A 16,859-nucleotide genomic window follows, 5' to 3' on the forward strand; every position below is an offset into this window, starting at 1 on the left:
TGCGGCGCGTCTCTAGTCCGGCGGTTCCGGCGTCGCGCTGATGATGTCCTCCAGTTGCGCGCTCATCGGGATGCCAAGGCGCTCACCGGTGGGCAGCCGGTCAAGGAACCATTGCTTGTACAGGCGCTCCAGTTCTCCGGAGGTGATCAGCTCGCGAACGGCCTTGTCCACCACAGCCGAGAACTGGGGATCGCCCTTGCGCAGCATGATCCCGTACGGGTCGTAAGAGAGAAAATCGCGGGTGATGTCGTATTTCTTGCCGGCGGCGTACTTGGCAATCATGCCGTACAGGAGCACATCGTCCCCCGCATAGGCGTCGGCGCCGCCGTGCCGCAGCACCTCGAACGCATCGGCGTGGTCGCGCGCGCGGATGATTTTCAGCCCCAGGTCGAATCGCGCGGACAGCCGCTCCAGCGCCTGGGCGTTGGTCGTGCCTGCCGTGGCGACCACCGTCTTGCCTTTCAGGTCGCGGGGCAACCTGATCGGCGAGCCGTGCGGCACCATCAGCTTGGTACCGGCAATGAAGATCACGGGCGAGAACGCGACGCGCTGCAGGCGCTCGGCGTTGCGTGTGGTCGATCCGCACTCCAGGTCGATCTTGCCCGAGACAATGGCGTCAAAGCGGTTCTCGGACGTCACCGGCACCCACTGGATCGACAACTCGCGTCCGACCTCTGCCCCCGCGGCTTGCACGATGGCCGTACAGATATCGATCGCGTACCCGATCGGCCTGTTGGCCTGGTTCAGGTACGAGAACGGCAGGGACGACTCCCGGTAGCCGATGGTCAGGCTGCCGGTGTCCTTGGCTTTCCTCAGGGTGCCGCGCAGCTCGATGGCTTCCTGAGCCGAGACGATGCCGACGCATATCGCCATGCACAGGGCCACGACCGCTTGCAGCATCGGATGGCCGGGCAGGGACCACCGGCGTACTTGTATGGCATGCATGCGCGCTTCTCCCAGATCCGGGCCCGGACGGCTATGCACGCACGGCGTCCGGCTTGTGCAGCGGCACCGGCCCGCCGCCGACGCCGCCCTCGCCGGGACCGAGCGTGGACTCGCTCGCGAGCTGGCCTTCCCACTTGGCTACCACGGCGGAGGCGATCGAGTTCCCGACGGCATTGGTCGCCGAGCGGCCCATGTCGAGGAACTGGTCCACGCCCATGATCAGCAGCAGGCCCGCTTCCGGGATGTTGAACTGGTTCAGCGTGGCCGCGATCACCACCAGCGAGGCGCGCGGCACGCCCGCCATCCCCTTCGATGTGAGCATCAGGAGCAGCAGCATGGTGATCTGGGTGCCCAGCGGCAGATGAATGTCATACGCCTGGGCGATGAACAGGACGGCGAAGGTGCAATACATCATCGACCCGTCCAGGTTGAACGAGTAGCCCAGCGGCAGCACGAAGCTGGAGATCTTGCGGCTGACCCCGAACTTGTCGAGCGCCTCCAGCATCTTCGGGTAAGCGGCTTCCGAACTTGCGGTGGAGAACGACAGCAGGAACGGCTCGCGGATAAGGCGGATCAGCGTGAAGGTCCGTTTGCCGAGGAACGCCATGCCCGCCAGTGTCAGCAGGCCCCACAGCACGATCAGGGCCAGGTAGAAGCTGCCCATGAACTTGGCGAAGGTCAGGAGAATACCCAGGCCTTGCGTGGTCACCGTCGATGCAATGGCGGCGAACACCGCCACCGGTGCCAGCCACATGACCGCGCCGGTGATCTTCAACATCACCTGTGCCAGGTCCTCGATGACGCCGGCCATGCGCGCGCCCCGCTCTCCCAGGGTGGACAGGGCCGTGCCGAAGAAGATCGAGAACACCACGATCTGCAGGATTTCGTTGTTGGCCATGGCCTCGGCCACGGATTTTGGCACCGTGTGGGCCACGAAGTCTTTCAGCGTGAAGGCGTTGGTCTTGAGGTTGGTGGCGGCGCCCACCTCGGGCAGCGGCAGGCCGATATTGGTGCCGGGCTGCAGCAGCGTGGCCATGATCAGGCCCAGCGTCAGGGATACCAGCGACGCGGTGATGAACCAGCCGAGTGCCTTGACGCCGACGCGCCCCACCGTGCTGGCATCTCCCATGTGCGCGATGCCCATCACGAGCGTGGAGAAGACCAGCGGCGCGATGATCATCTTGATCAGCCGCAGGAACACATCGGTGATGATCGAGATGTATCCGGCGACGTCTTTCGCGAGCTTGGGATCCGGGAAAGCGATGTGGCAAGCGTAACCGACCACGYCGCCGAGAATCATCGCGATGACGATATACGTCGTGATATGGGACTTCTTGCTCATGACTTCTCCTTGGGGCTTCCGGGTGGACGTCCTGCGCCGAGGTCTGCACCTAAATAACGATAGGTCGCCGCAGCGGCAATGGGCAATCCCTGGCGTGACCCCGATCGCGCCGGATCGCGCAAAGTCCATGATCCGTCACAGTTGCCCCCGCCAGTCGGGCCGGGTGTTCCGGTGAGAAACACCCGAGATGCGGGAAACCGCATCACTGGAAGCGATTGCCTGGCGAGTGCTATGCGCCGGGCGGCGCCGGCACCAGCCCGTACCCGGACATGACCTCGGCAAGCCTGGCGCGGTCGGGCGGTCCGCCGCCATTGATGATGGCCGCGACGTCGCGGAAGTACTGGGCGCCAAGGTCGGGCGTCATGACAATCAGCGCGCGGGCCGTGTCACCGTGCGGATTGCTGAAGTGATGGACCGATCCGCGTGGGGAGAGCATATAGTCGCCGCGCGCCAGGTCACGGGCAACGCCGTCGACCGAGTACCGAAGTACGCCTTCCAGCACATAGACGCACTCTTCGTTGTGTGTGTGGCTATGCGGCGGCGGCACTTGCGAGCCGGGCGGCACCGTCATCTCGAAGGCACCCATCCCGCCCGTGGCGGTTCCATCGATCAGGTACTGGATGTCCAGTTGGCCAACCTTGATCGGTTCGCCCTGGTTCGCGCGGCCAGGAGTCATTGTCAGCCCCTTGAAATTGGGGGCTCTGGTCTGTCCCCCCGCATTGCATTGTCATTGTAGGTCGGCGTGCACTATCCGCGAGCGGCCGATCGGCTGCAAGCAGGCGCGACCCGGCCGGGCTCATTTGCAAGCCGCGGCAGCATGTCGCCGCAGTCGGCAAGGCGGGCGGCCGCCATCGGCCGGGCATCGCTGTCCTACAATCAGTCAGCGCATGTTCGCGCCGAAGGAGCCGAGCCACCATGGACAACGCTGTGACATACGCGCGCCTCTACGCGGACGCCAAAGGTGAGTCGCATATCGAGGAAGGCCTTTGCCTCGGCATGGCGTCCACGGATTTCGTTCCTCCGGCGCCGCCGATTCTTGTCTCCGGCCTGCAGCCCGCATCCGCTTACGCGTTCCTGTCCGTGCCAGTGGCGTATTTCGGCGATTTCCACCCGAGCCCGAAACGCCAATGGCTCTTCTTTCTCTCCGGTGAGATGGAATTCGAGGTGAGCGACGGCCAGCGGTTGCTGGGAAAGCCGGGGCTTGCGATTCTCCTCGAGGACACGACGGGGCTTGGGCATAAGAGCACGGTCAAGAGCGCAGTGCCCGCCCTGATGGTGGCGGTGCAGACCTGAGGCGAACCCGCGCGGGAGCCAGGACGCTGTCCGCACGCTCGCGCTTATCCGGGGCAGCCCGGCATGGCGGCATATCGCTTGAAGATATGGCCGGCCGCATTCCATATACGATATTTCCCTTTGCTTTGGATTAACGGCGTATGCTGGATCTGCCCTCCGGCAAGCAACGCATCAGGATTCCAAAGGAGTATCACCATGGCCAAGAGTCAACTACGCGGCAACCGCGAAGCGAAGAAGCCAAAGCAGCCGAAGAAACCGGCAGCGCCGGCAAGCCCGTTCGGCACGGTGCAGTCGCGCGTGGGCAATGACGGCGTCGCCAAGAAGAAGTCCTGACCCGGCTGAGGCCGAAGCTGAAGCCGCGGCACGGCGCAACCAGCCATGCAGGCCGGTCGCCGCAGTGAAGCCGATCTGTCCCGAACGCGCGGACCATGACGGGAGGCGCACCATGATCCGGCAGCAGGATCTGGTCCTCGCCGTTGAAACCGAACACCATCGCCAGGCACCGCCACGCAGCCCCGCTGCCGGCTGGCTGCCCGCAGCCCCCCGCCTGGTCATCCGGGGCTGGCATCCAGTGCCTCGACCAATCCGCCTACAATAGCGCCCTGTGAGCAAGCGGCCCCGCGCCGGTGGATGCCCGCGCATCCGCTCGCCGGCTCGCCGCGCTTTTTGTTGGAATCGCCTTCGTGAAAAATCGGAAATTCATTCTGGCTGCCCTGGTCACGCTGACGCTCAGTCCGCTGGCCAGGGCCGATGCGCGCCAGGCCGCGCATGAGGTCAAGCAGGCAACCGTGCATGCTGTCAAAAGGACCGGAGAGCTGGCGCGCGACGCCGGCCGCGGCATCGGCCACGCTGCCAGGGACGTCGCCCATGGCGTGGCAGGCAAGGCCCGCGAGGGCTACGGCGCGGCCAGGAATGCAGTACATCAGGAGTCACATTAGTTAACCCCGGGCATCCTTGCCCTACACTGAAAACCGGTTGGACGCGACCGGGCGGCGCGCGCGGTTCGCGGTTCCCACTGCTGACACGGGGCGCAATATGGAATTCCTGAATTCAGGCAAGGTTCTTCCTGCCGGGCTGCCTTTCTCCGAAGGCGTGCGAGTTGGCGAGCTGCTCTATCTGTCCGGGCAGATGGGCATCGTACCGGGCACCACCCGGCTAGTGCCGGGGGGGATTCGCGAAGAGGCCAGGCAGACGCTGATGAATATCCGCGGCACGCTCGAAGCACACGGCTTGTCGCTGCAGCGGGTTGCGAAATGCACCATCATGCTGGCTGATATCAGCGAATGGCATATCTTCAACGAGGTCTACAAGGATTTCTTCCAGGCGCCATACCCTGCGCGCAGCGCACTCGGCGCCAGCGGGCTAGCGCTTGGCGCCAGGGTTGAGGTGGAGTGCATTGCGGTATTCGGGGAGCCGGACCCGGCGGCATGAAGCGTGGGCGCCGTGCCCGCGGCAGCGTGCGCAAACCAGTGCGAACCGGCTGCCGCGGCGCGGGGCTCACGGCGTTGCGGGCCGGCTGTGCGCACGCTCCCGGATGGCGGCGAAGTCGGCGGGCGGCGCATGCAGGTCGAGCCGGCGTCCAGCCTTCAGGATCTGGCTCGGGATGTCATGGCCAAGCAGGGCCGACAGCGTCCTCGCGGCCTCGAGGACGCGGGCAAGGTCCACCCCGGTGTCGTAGTCCATGAGTTGCAGCGCATGGACGATCTCCTCCGTGCAAACGTTGCCCGTGGCACCCGGGGCGTACGGGCAGCCGCCGATGCCGCCGAGCGAAGCGTCGAAGCGGTCGGCGCCGGCGTCGATGGCCGCAAGCACGTTGGCCAGCCCCATGCCGCGGGTGTTGTGGAAATGCAGGGTCAGTTCGGTATCCGGCCAGCGCTCCCGGAAGCGGCGTGTCAGCGCGGCCACCTGGCCCGGGTATGCCATGCCGGTGGTGTCGCACAGGGTGATGCCGTGGGTGCCGATTTCCTCGATATGGCGGGCACACCAGTCGAGCACCGCCGCCGCAGGCACGTCGCCCTCCATGGGACAGCCGAAGCTGCAGGACAGCGAGATGTTGACGGCGGCGCCAGCGTCGCGGGCGATGCCGGCCACCTCCGACAGGGCAGCGAAGGACTGGGCCCGGGTCATCCTCAGGTTGGCGAGGTTGTGGGACTCGCTGGCGGACATGACCAGGTTCAACTCGTCCGTGCCGGCCTCGATGGCGCGCTCCGCGCCTCGCACATTGGGTACGAGGGCGCTGTAGACAACGCCGGGGTGGCGTTCGATGGCGCCCAGCACGTCCTGCGCATCGCTCAGCGCCGGAATCGCCTTGGGCGAGACGAATGCCGTCACTTCGATCTTCGCCATGCCGGCCCGGGACAGGGCATTCACCAGCGCGACCTTGTCCGCGGTGGGCACGAAGGCCCGTTCGGCCTGAAGGCCGTCCCGCATGCCGACTTCCTGCATGTAGATGTGCCGTCCGGCACCGTTCCAGGTATTCATGCCACCACCTTCCTGCCGCGCAAGGCGGCGATGTCCTGGGCCGAAAAGCCGATTTCCAGCAAGACCCCGTCGGTATCGTCGCCGAGACCCGGTGCCGAGGTGCGGACCGAGCCCGGCGTGCCCAGCAGCTTGGGGACCACGCCGGGCACCTCGACATCGAACCCGTCCCGCGTCGTCTGGGAAAGAATCATGTCACGCGCCCGGTAATGCGGATCCTCGGCGATGTCCTTCGCGGTGTAGACCTTGCCCGCCGGCACCCGCGCCGAGCCCAGGATTTCCACGACCTGGCTCACCGGCCGCGTGAGCGTCCAGGCCTCGATGGCGCTGTCCAGCTCGGCCGCGCGCGCAACGCGCCCCGCGTTGTTCTCCAGCGCGGGATCGGCGGCCAGGTCGTCCCGGCCGATGGTCTGCATCAGGCGCCGGAAGATGCTGTCGCCGTTGCCGGCGATCAGCACAAAGCCGTCGCTGCAGCGGTAGGCGTTGGAGGGAGCGATCCCGGGCAGGGCGCTGCCGGCAGCTTCCCTGACGGCGCCGAAGGCGCTGTACTCGGGAATCAGGCTCTCCATGACGTTGAACACCGCCTCGTTCAGGGCCACGTCGATCACTTGCCCGTGGCCGCCGTTGACCTTGCGGTGGTAAAGCGCCGTGAGGATGCCGATGGTCCCATGGAGCGCCGCAAGGGTGTCGCCGATCGAGATGCCGCAGCGCACCGGTACCCGGCCCGGCTCCCCGGTGAGATGGCGCAAGCCGCCCATGGCCTCGCCGATGGCGCCGAAGCCCGGCAGGTCCCGGTAAGGGCCGGTCTGGCCATAGCCGGAGATGCGCAGCATCACGAGCCCCGGATTGAGCGCGGACAGCACGTCCCAGCCCATGCCCCAGCTCTCCAGCGTGCCGGGCCGGAAATTCTCGATCAGCACATCGGCTTCGGCGATGAGCTTTCTGGCGATGTCCTGGCCCTCGCTGCTGCGCAGGTCCAGGGCGATGGAGCGCTTGTTGCGCGATTGCACCTGCCACCACACGGAGGTGCCTTCCTTGATCAGGCGCCAGTTGCGCAACGGGTCGCCGCTGCCCGGGGGCTCGATCTTGATGACGTCGGCGCCGAATTCGCCCAGCGTCTTGCCGGCGAAGGGGCCGGCGATCAGCTGCCCCATCTCGATGACGCGCACGCCCTGCAGCGCGGCAACTGGAATGTCCTTGTTCATGATCGACCTCGTTCTCGTGTGTCGGTTGTCGGTTGATTCTAGAAGACGCCATCAATCGCCATGTGCAAGGGAGGCTCCCCTGAGGCGAGATTCCCTGAGGCGGGACTCGGCGCAGCGTTGCGGCGGAGCAATGCGCTGCGCTGGCCCGGTTCTCAGTGGGCGGGGCGCTTGTCTTCCTTTGCGCGCAGCTTCGCGGGGAGCCCGAACAGGAGGATCGCGGCGCAGATCAGGGCCAGGCATCCGATCACGTACAAGGCTGGCGTGGTGCTGCCCGTCAAGTCCTTGATGCGACCCACCATGACGGGGCTGACGATGCCGCCGAGCTGGCCCAGGGTATTGATCAGTGCGATGCCGCCCGCGGCGCCGACCCCGCTCACCAGCTTCGGCGGCAGCGCCCAGAAGGCGGGGATCGAAGCGATAACGCCCGCGCCCATGATCGCCAGCGCGGCCACGAGCAAGCCGGCCTGCTTGTCGAACACGCCCGCGCTGAAGAAGCCGATGGCGGCCATCACCATCAGCCCCGCCACGAACTTGCTGCGCTCGCCGGTCGCATCCGAGAGGCGCCCCACCACTACCATGGCGATCGCACCGAAGAGATATGGAACCGCGGTGAGAAGGCCGATGGTAGTGGGATTGGCGATGCCCGAGGCGCGGATCAGGTGAGGAGCCCAGAAATTGAGGCCGTAGGAGCTGATCTGGATGAGGAAGTAGGCCAGGCCCAGGGTCAGGAAGCCGGGCGCCTTCAGCGCGTCGAGCAGGGAGTGGCCACCAACGCCTTTGTTCTGCTCCGCGATGCGGCTCGAGAGCAGGGCCTGTTCGTCCGGCGTGAGCCAGGCGGCATCCTGGATGCGGTCATTCAACAGCCTGAAGACAAGGTAGCCGAGCACCACGCAGGGCACGCCCCCCACGAGGAACAGCCAGTGCCAGCCTCGCATCGACAGGAAGCCCTCCATGTGCGACAGGACGAGGCCCGCGGCAGGCGCGCCGACCAGGCCGGCAAAGGCCGAGGCCAGGAACAGCATGGAAGTGATGCGGCCGCGATAAGCGAGCGGAAACCACAGGGTCAGGTAGAACAGCACGCCGGGCGCGAACCCGGCTTCCATGGCGCCGATCAGGAAGCGCAGGGAGTAGAACTGCCATTCGGTCTGGACAAAGGCCATCAGGGCGGTGGCGATGCCCCATGACACCATGATGCGGGCAATCCAGCGCCGCGCCCCGACCTTGTAGAGCATGAGGTTGCTAGGCACCTCGAACAGCACATAGCCCACGACGAAGAGGCCCGCACCCAGGCCGTACGCCGTGTCGCTCAGGCCGAGGTCGCTCTGCAGGGCGAACTTGGCAAAGCTGATGTTGATGCGATCGAAGAACGCGAACAGGTAGCACACCATGATCAGGGGCATGATTCGCCATGCCACCTTGCGCACGGTGCGCGATTCGTCAGGCGGCGCCAGCGGGCGCGCGCCAATGGGCAGGGATTGAGCCTGGGTCATCTTGGTCTCCTTTGCTTGCTGCTCTTGCCCGCGGTCGCACCGGCGACGCAGAGAGTCTGGCAATTGCTGAGTGGTTGGCGCTCTTGGTGACGCATGGCGGCATTCTGGATGACCGCACTCAGCCGGAGAAGAACGAAGGCGAGAACGCAGCTTTCCCGAAACGCGAAAGCTGGAAGGGGCTGGCTGGCCCGGTCCCGCGCCAGGCGCAGGCTAGGCCGCGGGCGCCTCGCAGAGATGATCGACGAGCGTGCGCACATGGCGCGGGAGGGCGTTCGGATCGCGCAGGCCGATGAGAAGCTGGCGCCGGGCCCAGGTGTCCTTGAGCGGGATCTGGCGCAGGTTCAGCGGCCGGACAAGGGCGTGAACGGCATGGGACGGCAGCACGGCGACGCCCATGCCGGCCGCCACCATCTGGCACATGGCATCGAAGCTGCGGACCTGGATGCGCAGCTTCAGGCGGCGTCCCAGCGCTTCGGTCTCCGCCTGCAGGCGCTTGGCCAGGGAGGTGCCCTCCGACAGGCTGACGAAGTCGAAGTCCAGTGCTTCTTCAAAATTCACCGTGCGCCGTCCCGCGAGCGCGTGGCTGCGCGGCACCACCAGGCCCAGGCGGTCTTCCCGGTATTTCACCTGGTGCAGGCCCGGCGCGGGCGTCCGATCGGCAAAGATGCCAATATCCGCCCGGCCGTCCAGCACCGCCTGCACCACCTCGCTACTGTTCTGCTCCTCGAGCTCGATCCGTATGCCGGGATTTGCCTGCACGAAAGTGGCAAGCTCGCTGGGCAGGAACTGGGTGACGGCCGACGTGTTGACCCACAGGCGCACCACCCCGACGATCCCCGACGCGTAGTCGGAGAGGTCGGCGACCAGCAGGTCGACATCGTCGAGAATGCGTTGGGCGTGGCGGTACAGCGCCTGCCCGGCGACAGTCAGGGAAACGCCCCGCGAATGTCGCTCCAGCAGGCTCGAGCCCACCGCCGCCTCCAGGTCGGAGATTCGCTTGCTGGCCGCGCCCACCGCCACGTGGGCCAGCGTCGCGCCCTTGCTGATGCTGCCGGAGCGGACCACCAGGTTGAACAGGGAAAGGGAGACCAGGTCGAGACGGTGCGGATTCATGATTGCCGATATTCACGCGGAGGCCTCGCATTCTGCACTCACATTTCCTTCTCCGCTCGCTACGCCTAGCGTGGCGACAGTGTTTCCGGCGCCGCCGCCCATTTCTCCTGGCCAGCTTGCGCCAGGTCATTCTCAACCCACAGCTGACTATCCGGAAACCAGAACGCATCCGCCCGGGGCGGCGACGCGAGCCGCACCGGCAGCGACGGATTGAAGATCTTCGACCAGGCAGACAAGTAAGACGGCGTTTTCACCAGGAAGCCGCACCTGGACAGCAGCAGGCAGGAGACCAGCGCTTCACGGCCGATCTCCAGGCCCGAATAGCCACCGAAATGGATCGGCATGCTGCCGTTGGCGAGCAGTCTCGAGGGTGCCACGCCGACCGGCCTGTCGAACGGCCAGGCGACGAAGAAGTCGAGAAACGCCCTTTCATCGCTGGAGACGAAGATGCTGGTCAGGCGGGGATTCTCCGACAAGGTTGACTCGACGACCTTGCAGAACGCTTCCCAGGAGATCGACTCTGCCTCGTGCCGTTTGTCGGTGCCCCTGTAATGCACGCCGAGTGTCGACCCGCCGATGCCGAGCGCCTCGCAGAGCGCATCGACCTCTTCGACGATATGCGCGGCGGGCCGGTAGTGCGCGTAGAACAGCGCGCTGGCACTCTTGAGTTCGAGCTTGGACTCGTAGCGCTCGCGGAATCCCAGTTGAACCAGGTCGTGGACGATCGAGGTCCGCACCTTTCGTGACGACGGTGCTTGCGACGGGCGCTGCACGGATTCGAAGAAGGTCGAGAACCAGTCTGTCCTGCCTTCGGGATCGCCGTAGATGCGGCCGCGCGCGGAGATGCAGGGAACCAGCCCTTTCTCCTCGCAATACATCAGGATGAAAAGGACCATCTGCAGCACGGAGAAGAACCCGGAATTCTCGTGGATGTCGATGGCGAACACCCCACGGTTCAGCCGTTGCTTCGCATGCAGGGATATGCGGCTCAGCGTGGCCACGGAATGCTTGAACCGCTCACTGCGCCGGAGCTGTCTCGCCCGGTCCATCACCTTTCGCAACATGCCCTGCTCCTGTTCGGGGGTCGCATCGCGGGATTGAGCGTCCGCGCGGCATCCTTGCGCGGCGGCGCGCCATGCGCAGCACATGGCAGCGTACAAGGAAGAGTCGCTTCGATTTGTGGGACGCCGCACAGATACGTCTGTGCGCTGGCAGGCGCGCGTGAAGTGAGTCTATCGCGCAACGGCCGGGTGAGCGCGGCAAGCGAGAAAATGCCTGGCGCACGGCGCGTTTCTTGCGAGCACCAGTGCGGTGCATTGCGCGGCGAACAGGTCACCCGGTCCCGGCCGGCGTATCATGTCCGGCAGAGCCCCGGCCCATCCCCGGCGGTGACTTCTACGCCATGGCCTCACCCATCCATTTCTCCCCGAAGCTGCATCTGGTCGCCGAGCATGGCTTTGCCCTGCATGACAGCCGGCAGGCGGATTTCCGCCGCGAGTGGCATACCCATGACTGCGGCATGTTGCTGTGGCCGCGCATGGGGCGGCTGAAGAGCATGTGGGAGGCGCGCGCGGACCGCCCGGACGATGCGCGCGCGGTGTCCACGCGGCTGGTTCGCGGCGATGCCGTGCTGTTGCCGGCGAGAACCACGCACCTGACCGTCGCCGAGGCCGGGCGGCAGCAGCACGGCGAACTCTACCTGGCGCCCGAGCATCTGCGCGCGCTGAGTCATTTCGGCGCGGTGCACCTGGACGCGGCGACCATCGCGATGCTGGAGGCGCTGCTGTCGCCGATGCTCGCGCCGGCCAGCGCGGCGCTGCTGGTGCGGGCGATCGTGGCGCAGCTGATGGCAGGCAGGCCGCTGGCGGTGCCGGCCGAGCCGGCCTCGGTCGCGCTGCGGATGGTGGGGCGCTTTACGGCAGCGCTGGAGCGGGACGCCGCGCTGCCTTCGATCGAAGTGGTGGCCGCGGGCCTGGGCGTATCGATGCGGCAACTGCAGCGTGCCTGCCAGCTGGAACTGGGCGCCAGCCCGGTCGCCGTGCGGCGGCGGGTGCTGGCGGCGCATGCGCGCACGCTGCTGGCGGAGGGCCGGCCGCTAGCCAGGGTGAGCGAGCAGCTGGGCTTTGCCAGCAGTGGTCATCTGACGCGGCTGCTGCGCGGCTCGGACGATGGCGAATGACTGGCTGCCGGCGACAGGCGCGCCTCCAGTTCGATCTCGATCCAGGCCTGGTCGGGCAGGCTCGCCACGCCTACCGCCGTGCGCGCGGGCAGGGCGTGCTCGGGGAAGGCATGGCTGAGGACATCCGATGCCGCGTCCAGCACGGCGGTGTGCCGCGTGAAGTCCGTGCCGCTGCGGATGAATCCGCGCAGGCGCGTGACCTGGACCACGCGCTCCAGCCCTCCGCCACACGCGGCCCTCAGCGCGGCCAGCGCGTTCAGCATGGCGACTTGCGCCGCTTGTCTTGCCGGCTCCACATCGGCGTCTGCCCGGCACATGCCGGCCATGGCCACGCCGTCGCGCCTTGAGGTCTGTCCGCTGATCCCGATCCAGTCTCCGGCTACGTTGAATGGCGCATAGGCACCGCGCGGCTGCGGCGCCGGCGGCAGTACATGGCCCGCAGCGGCTAGTCGTGCTTCCGGCGTCAGTGTTGTCATGCGCTTGCCCATGCCACGTTTCCGCTGAGCCAGCACCCCTGCGGCGCGCCTGTCTCCGACGCGCGCGGCGCGACCAGGATTTCCGACGGCCGGCCCATGCTTTCGCCCTGGCGCACGGACACGGCGGGTGGTTCGCCGCCCGCGGCGCCGAGCGCGCCGGACGCCACCAGATGTCCCCACAGCGCGGCGGCGGCGATGCCGGTGGCCGCGTCTTCCGGATAGCCGGAAGACTTCGGGAACTGGCGGGCGTGTGCCACGGCGTAGCCGCCGGTGGTCTGCGGCAGGGAGGTGAGGACGTACGGATAGAGCCCCGTGGAGCCGATCGCTGCGCACAACGACTCCATTGCCGCGAAATCGGGGCGCAGGGCATGCAGCGTGTCCAGGTCCGGTAGCGCAATGAGGGTCTTGACCCGGCTGGTCGATGCGTTGGTCATGGCGTAGCCGGCCGCTTCGGTAGCAAGCCCGAGGACCGCCGCGACCCGGTGGCGTTCCTGCACGGTCAGCACGCGCGTCTGCACGGGCGGCTGCGAGATCCATACGCGTTGCCCGGCGTCGTCCCACCGCGCATCGACGGCGCCGCTGAGCGTTTCGATGCGCGCGGTCGGGGCCGTCCACTGCTGCCATTGGCGCAAGGCCCACAGCGAGCCGACCGTCGCGTGGCCGCACATTTCCATCTCGTGCTGCGGCACGAAGAAGCGCAGCCGCAGGTCGAAGCCCGGCGCGGTGGCCGGCAGGACGAAGGCGGACTCGTGGCCGTATGCCGCCGCGACCGACTGCATCGCCGCCGAAGTCATGCCGCGGGCGTCGGCCACCAGGGGCACGGGGTTGCCGCCGCCGGCGCTGACGCCATCGCCACTATCGCCGCCGACGAACACGTTGATCATGGCGACTTCGCCCGGTGCGGGTGCGGGGATCCAGGCTGTCTTATTCAATGGTCGCTCCCACGGATTTGGCGATGGCGCCCCAGTACGGAATGTCGTGCACCACCGCTGCCTGCATCTCCGCGGGCGTGCCGGGGCGGGCCGTGACGCCTTTCTCCGCGAGGTCCTTCACGACATCCTTGTCGTTGAGCACCTTGTTCAGCGCGCGGTTCAGGCGCTCGACGATCGCGGCGGGCGTGCCTTTGGGGAAGGCCAGCCCGTACCAGAGTTGTTGCGAGAAGTCCGGGATGCCCTGGCTGGCAAAGGTGGGCACGTTGCCGAGCAACGGCGTGGGCGCGGTGGTGGCAAGCGCGGTCAGCTTGTGCGCCTTGATATACGGCGCAAGCCCCACAGGGTTGTCGAACATGATCTGCACCTGTCCACCCATCAGGTCGGTATAGGCCGGCGCCGCGCCCCGATAGGGGACGTGCGTCATGGGCACATTGGCGAGCTTGCGGAACTGCTCGCCGATCAGGTGCGAGACCGTGCCGACGCCGACCGAGGCGAAGCTGTTCTGGCCCTTGTCGTGGCGCAGCTTCTCGATCAGGTCTCTGGTGCTGCCCGCCTGCAGCGCGCGGTTGACCGCCAGCACATAGGGCGAGGTGCCGATAAAGCCCGCATACGCAAAATCGCTGGCCGGCTGGTAGGGCAGCCTGGGGTAGACGCTGACGCTCACCGCATGCGTGCTGGTGGTGGCAACGCCGATCACATAGCCGTCCGGCGCGGCGCGCGCGACGAAGGTGGAGCCGATCGTGCCGCCGGCCCCGCTGCGGTTGTCGACAACCACCGGCTGCCCGAGTTCGGCCTGCAGTTTCTGCTGCACAGAGCGCACCACGAGATCGGTGCCGCCGCCGGCCGGAAACGGCACGACGAGCGTGACCGGCTTCGACGGCCAGACTTGCGCGCAGGCCGTGCCGCAGGACAGGACAGCGATGAGACAGGCCGAAGCCCGGTAGCGTATTCGCATGCTTGACGCCATGGCGTTCCCCTTTGAATGAACGCCTTCACTGTATTGGCCGGCGTTAGCCACGCCAAACCGGAATGCGACAGGGTTTGAACCAGAATGCGACGGGCGTCGTGCCTTGCACCGGAGCGTGCAGGCGTGGCGGTGCCACAGCTGATTGGCAACTCCCGGCGTCAACAGAATCGCCATTCATCACCCTGGTGCTGGCGGGCGCAAGCATACGCATGCGCGACGGGCTGCGGAACCCACAGGAGATGCCTTGCCGTCCTTCGTTATTGGTAACGATTGGTTGTGAATAAAACAAAAGGAYTCCATCTAGTTTGTGAATGGGGTGCGTCCTACCATGAAGACTCCCAAGCCGCAGTGAGCCAGCAACGCAGCGCCACGGCGGATTCCAACCTCAAGGAGATCGATCATGTCCCAGTCCATCACCCAGACCGCCCAGGCTACCCAGACCACCCAGGCAATTCAGACTATCCCGGCCACCGCCAAGGTGTGGTTCATCACCGGCGCGTCGCGCGGTTTCGGCGTGCTGATCGCGCAGGATGCACTGGACCGCGGCGACCGCGTTGTCGCCACCGCGCGCAATCCCGAAGCCATCATCGCCGCGCTGGGCGAGCATCCCAACCTGCTGGCCGCCAGGCTCGATGTCACCAGCGAGGCCGATGCGATCGACGTCGCGAAGCAGGCCGTGGCGCGCTTCGGGCGTATCGATGTGCTGGTGAACAACGCCGGCTATGGCCTGCTCGGCGCGGTGGAGGAGGCCAGCGACGCGGAAGTGCGCCGGCAGTTCGACACCAACGTGTTCGGCGTGCTGAGCGTCACGCGTGCGGTATTGCCCACGATGCGCGCGCAGTCCAGCGGCCACGTGATCAATATCTCGTCGATCGGGGGCTATGTCGCGTACCCGGGCTGGGGCGTGTACGGCGCCACCAAGTTCGCGCTGGAGGGCATCACGGAAGCGCTGCGCGTCGAGCTGGCCCCGCTCGGCATCCACGCTACCGTGGTCGAGCCCGGGTTCTTCCGCACGGATTTCCTGGAGTCCAGCTCGATGGTGCCGACGGCCAGCCGGATCGACGCCTACGAGCAGACGGTGGGCGCCATGCGCACCATGATGGCCGCGGCCAACCACAAGCAACCCGGCGATCCGCGCAAGCTGTCCACGGCGATCCTGCAGCTGGCCGACAGCGCCGAGCCGCCGCTGCGCCTGCCGCTGGGCTCCGATACGGTGGCCAAGATCCGCGAGATCAACCAGTCGGTCGAAGCGGAACTGGCGCAGTGGGAAGAGGTGGCCATGTCCACCGACCACGACGACGTGCGCGGCTGAGTCCGCGGTCGGGATCGCCGCCGGGATCGTGGCCGGGAAGGAAAGCTACGCCTCGCCGCCGGCAAAGGCGGCGAGCAGCCAGTTGCGGAACGCCCTGGCGTGCGCGCTCTGCTTGCGGTGGGCCGGCTGGAGCAGGTAGTAGGTGTAGTCGCCCATGTCCACCGACTGCGCGAAGGGCCTGACCAGCTTGCCGGCCGCCAGGTCGTCTTCCACCAGGAACTGCTGGGCGATGGCCACGCCGTGGCCTTCGAGCGCGGCGGAATAGGCCATGGCCGAACTCTGGTAGGTGAGGCCGGAATGCGCGTCTACCTTGCCCGCGGCGCGCGCCTTCTGCAGCCAGACCTGCCAGTCGTCGGGGCGGGCGATGGAGTGCAGCAGCACGAACGCAGCCAGGTCCGCCGGCTTCTTGAGCTTGCTGGCGGACTTCTCCAGCAGCGCGGGGCTGCAGACCGGCACCAGGATATTGGCCACCAGCCGCTCGCAGTCGACGTCCGGCCAGCGTCCGTCGCCAAGGCGGATGGCGAAGTCCAGGTCTTCCTTGCGGAAGTCCACGGGCTCCAGCGAGGCCGTCAGCAAGACCTCGATCTTCGGGTGCTTGCCGTGAAAGCTCGACAGGCGCGGGATCAGCCAGCGCATGGCGAAGGTGGTGTAGGCGCGCACCTTGAGCTGCTTGCGCTCGCTGGTGCCGCGCACGCGCCGGGTGGCGTCGCGGATCTGCTCCACCACCTTGCTCATGGCCTTGAAGTACTCCGCGCCTTCGCGCGTGAGCGTGATCTCGCGATGCCCGCGGTAGAGCAGCGGCATGCCGAGAAAGCTCTCCAGCGTGCGGATCTGCCGGCTGACGGCGCCGGGGGTCACGCTCAGCTCGCTGGCGGCTTGCGTCATGCTCAGATGGCGGGCCGTGGCTTCGAAGGCGCGGATGGCGTTGAGGGGTGGCAGTCGGTCCATGACGATGGTTGTAAGGAGTGCGGCGCGCTTTGTCAACCGGGGCGCGGACCGATGCGCCCATGGTGCCGCTCGCTTGATAAAAACTCAAGCGAGACGGCCAGAAATCTCGTTTGTCGGCGGCATTGCCATGAACCATCATGAACTCGTCATCCAACGGCCCGGCCAGCGCATCGCGCCAG

At 66.7% G+C, this 16,859-nt stretch carries 18 protein-coding genes; 6 read left to right on the forward strand and 12 right to left on the reverse strand.

Features of this window, described 5'->3' with window-relative positions; genetic code table 11:
- Positions 1 to 12 precede the first annotated feature (12 nt).
- From AC1DK4_RS18115 to AC1DK4_RS18125, 3 genes are all read right to left on the reverse strand, one after another.
- Positions 13 to 945 carry an amino acid ABC transporter substrate-binding protein gene (locus AC1DK4_RS18115; RefSeq protein ID WP_441616597.1) on the reverse strand — a complete coding sequence of 311 codons (933 nt, stop codon included), beginning with the start codon at positions 943 to 945 and terminating at the stop codon, positions 13 to 15.
- Positions 946 to 976: 31 nt separating this feature from the next.
- The gene (locus tag AC1DK4_RS18120) at positions 977 to 2,287 is read right to left on the reverse strand and encodes a dicarboxylate/amino acid:cation symporter (protein WP_477131678.1); all 1,311 of its coding nucleotides are present in this window, start codon (positions 2,285 to 2,287) and stop codon (positions 977 to 979) included.
- 229 nt (positions 2,288 to 2,516) lie between these two features.
- On the reverse strand, positions 2,517 to 2,963 hold the full coding sequence (locus AC1DK4_RS18125) for a cupin domain-containing protein (RefSeq protein ID WP_441616601.1): 447 nt from the start codon (positions 2,961 to 2,963) through the stop codon (positions 2,517 to 2,519).
- Positions 2,964 to 3,202: 239 nt separating this feature from the next.
- On the opposite strand from AC1DK4_RS18125, the gene AC1DK4_RS18130 reads away from it, so the two are divergent.
- The 4 genes from AC1DK4_RS18130 to AC1DK4_RS18145 all read left to right on the forward strand — a co-directional run bounded on the left by AC1DK4_RS18130 (position 3,203) and on the right by AC1DK4_RS18145 (position 5,011).
- On the forward strand, positions 3,203 to 3,580 hold the full coding sequence (locus tag AC1DK4_RS18130) for a cupin domain-containing protein (protein ID WP_441616603.1): 378 nt from the start codon (positions 3,203 to 3,205) through the stop codon (positions 3,578 to 3,580).
- A gap of 195 nt (positions 3,581 to 3,775) precedes the next feature.
- Positions 3,776 to 3,913, forward strand: a complete 138-nt coding sequence (locus AC1DK4_RS18135) for a hypothetical protein (protein WP_441616605.1) — start codon at positions 3,776 to 3,778, stop codon at positions 3,911 to 3,913.
- A gap of 350 nt (positions 3,914 to 4,263) precedes the next feature.
- Positions 4,264 to 4,518 carry a hypothetical protein gene (locus AC1DK4_RS18140; RefSeq protein WP_441616607.1) on the forward strand — a complete coding sequence of 85 codons (255 nt, stop codon included), beginning with the start codon at positions 4,264 to 4,266 and terminating at the stop codon, positions 4,516 to 4,518.
- Positions 4,519 to 4,615: 97 nt separating this feature from the next.
- Complete coding sequence (locus AC1DK4_RS18145; RefSeq protein ID WP_441616609.1) at positions 4,616 to 5,011, forward strand: RidA family protein; 396 nt, start codon at positions 4,616 to 4,618, stop codon at positions 5,009 to 5,011.
- Positions 5,012 to 5,077: 66 nt separating this feature from the next.
- On the opposite strand, the gene AC1DK4_RS18150 is transcribed toward AC1DK4_RS18145, so the two are convergent.
- The 5 genes from AC1DK4_RS18150 to AC1DK4_RS18170 form a co-directional block, all read right to left on the reverse strand.
- Positions 5,078 to 6,061 (reverse strand): hydroxymethylglutaryl-CoA lyase, encoded by a 984-nt coding sequence (locus tag AC1DK4_RS18150; protein ID WP_441616611.1) that lies wholly within the window; start codon positions 6,059 to 6,061, stop codon positions 5,078 to 5,080.
- Positions 6,058 to 7,263, reverse strand: a complete 1,206-nt coding sequence (locus AC1DK4_RS18155; protein ID WP_441616613.1) for a CaiB/BaiF CoA transferase family protein — start codon at positions 7,261 to 7,263, stop codon at positions 6,058 to 6,060. Before AC1DK4_RS18155 ends, AC1DK4_RS18150 begins: the two co-directional genes overlap by 4 nt.
- A gap of 152 nt (positions 7,264 to 7,415) precedes the next feature.
- A complete protein-coding gene (locus tag AC1DK4_RS18160; RefSeq protein ID WP_441616615.1) occupies positions 7,416 to 8,753 on the reverse strand; it encodes an MFS transporter in 1,338 nt (445 codons plus the stop codon).
- A gap of 210 nt (positions 8,754 to 8,963) precedes the next feature.
- Positions 8,964 to 9,866 (reverse strand): LysR family transcriptional regulator, encoded by a 903-nt coding sequence (locus AC1DK4_RS18165; RefSeq protein WP_441616617.1) that lies wholly within the window; start codon positions 9,864 to 9,866, stop codon positions 8,964 to 8,966.
- A 65-nt stretch (positions 9,867 to 9,931) separates the two neighbouring features.
- Positions 9,932 to 10,930, reverse strand: coding sequence for an O-fucosyltransferase family protein (locus tag AC1DK4_RS18170; RefSeq protein WP_441616619.1), 999 nt, complete (start codon positions 10,928 to 10,930; stop codon positions 9,932 to 9,934).
- 338 nt (positions 10,931 to 11,268) lie between these two features.
- On the opposite strand from AC1DK4_RS18170, the gene AC1DK4_RS18175 reads away from it, so the two are divergent.
- Positions 11,269 to 12,045 (forward strand): helix-turn-helix transcriptional regulator, encoded by a 777-nt coding sequence (locus AC1DK4_RS18175; RefSeq protein WP_477115869.1) that lies wholly within the window; start codon positions 11,269 to 11,271, stop codon positions 12,043 to 12,045.
- On the opposite strand, the gene AC1DK4_RS18180 is transcribed toward AC1DK4_RS18175, so the two are convergent.
- The 3 genes from AC1DK4_RS18180 to AC1DK4_RS18190 are packed head-to-tail and all read right to left on the reverse strand — an operon-like array spanning position 12,003 to position 14,408.
- On the reverse strand, positions 12,003 to 12,521 hold the full coding sequence (locus tag AC1DK4_RS18180; protein ID WP_441616623.1) for a RidA family protein: 519 nt from the start codon (positions 12,519 to 12,521) through the stop codon (positions 12,003 to 12,005). The two genes, AC1DK4_RS18175 and AC1DK4_RS18180, sit on opposite strands and share 43 nt — an antisense overlap.
- Positions 12,518 to 13,405 carry a PhzF family phenazine biosynthesis protein gene (locus tag AC1DK4_RS18185; protein ID WP_441616830.1) on the reverse strand — a complete coding sequence of 296 codons (888 nt, stop codon included), beginning with the start codon at positions 13,403 to 13,405 and terminating at the stop codon, positions 12,518 to 12,520. The genes AC1DK4_RS18180 and AC1DK4_RS18185 overlap by 4 nt, the downstream gene beginning before the upstream one ends.
- A gap of 40 nt (positions 13,406 to 13,445) precedes the next feature.
- Entirely contained in the window at positions 13,446 to 14,408 is a 963-nt protein-coding gene (locus tag AC1DK4_RS18190; RefSeq protein WP_441616625.1) for a Bug family tripartite tricarboxylate transporter substrate binding protein, read from the reverse strand.
- 412 nt (positions 14,409 to 14,820) lie between these two features.
- On the opposite strand from AC1DK4_RS18190, the gene AC1DK4_RS18195 reads away from it, so the two are divergent.
- Positions 14,821 to 15,732: an oxidoreductase gene (locus AC1DK4_RS18195; RefSeq protein WP_441649925.1), complete on the forward strand. Its 912-nt coding sequence runs from the start codon at positions 14,821 to 14,823 to the stop codon at positions 15,730 to 15,732.
- A 45-nt stretch (positions 15,733 to 15,777) separates the two neighbouring features.
- Here the strand turns inward: AC1DK4_RS18195 and gcvA are convergent, their stop codons facing one another.
- Positions 15,778 to 16,680 carry a transcriptional regulator GcvA gene (gene gcvA, locus AC1DK4_RS18200; RefSeq protein WP_441616629.1) on the reverse strand — a complete coding sequence of 301 codons (903 nt, stop codon included), beginning with the start codon at positions 16,678 to 16,680 and terminating at the stop codon, positions 15,778 to 15,780.
- Between the last annotated feature and the right edge of the window lie 179 nt (positions 16,681 to 16,859).

Source organism: Cupriavidus sp. 05N38 (assembly GCF_056397345.1).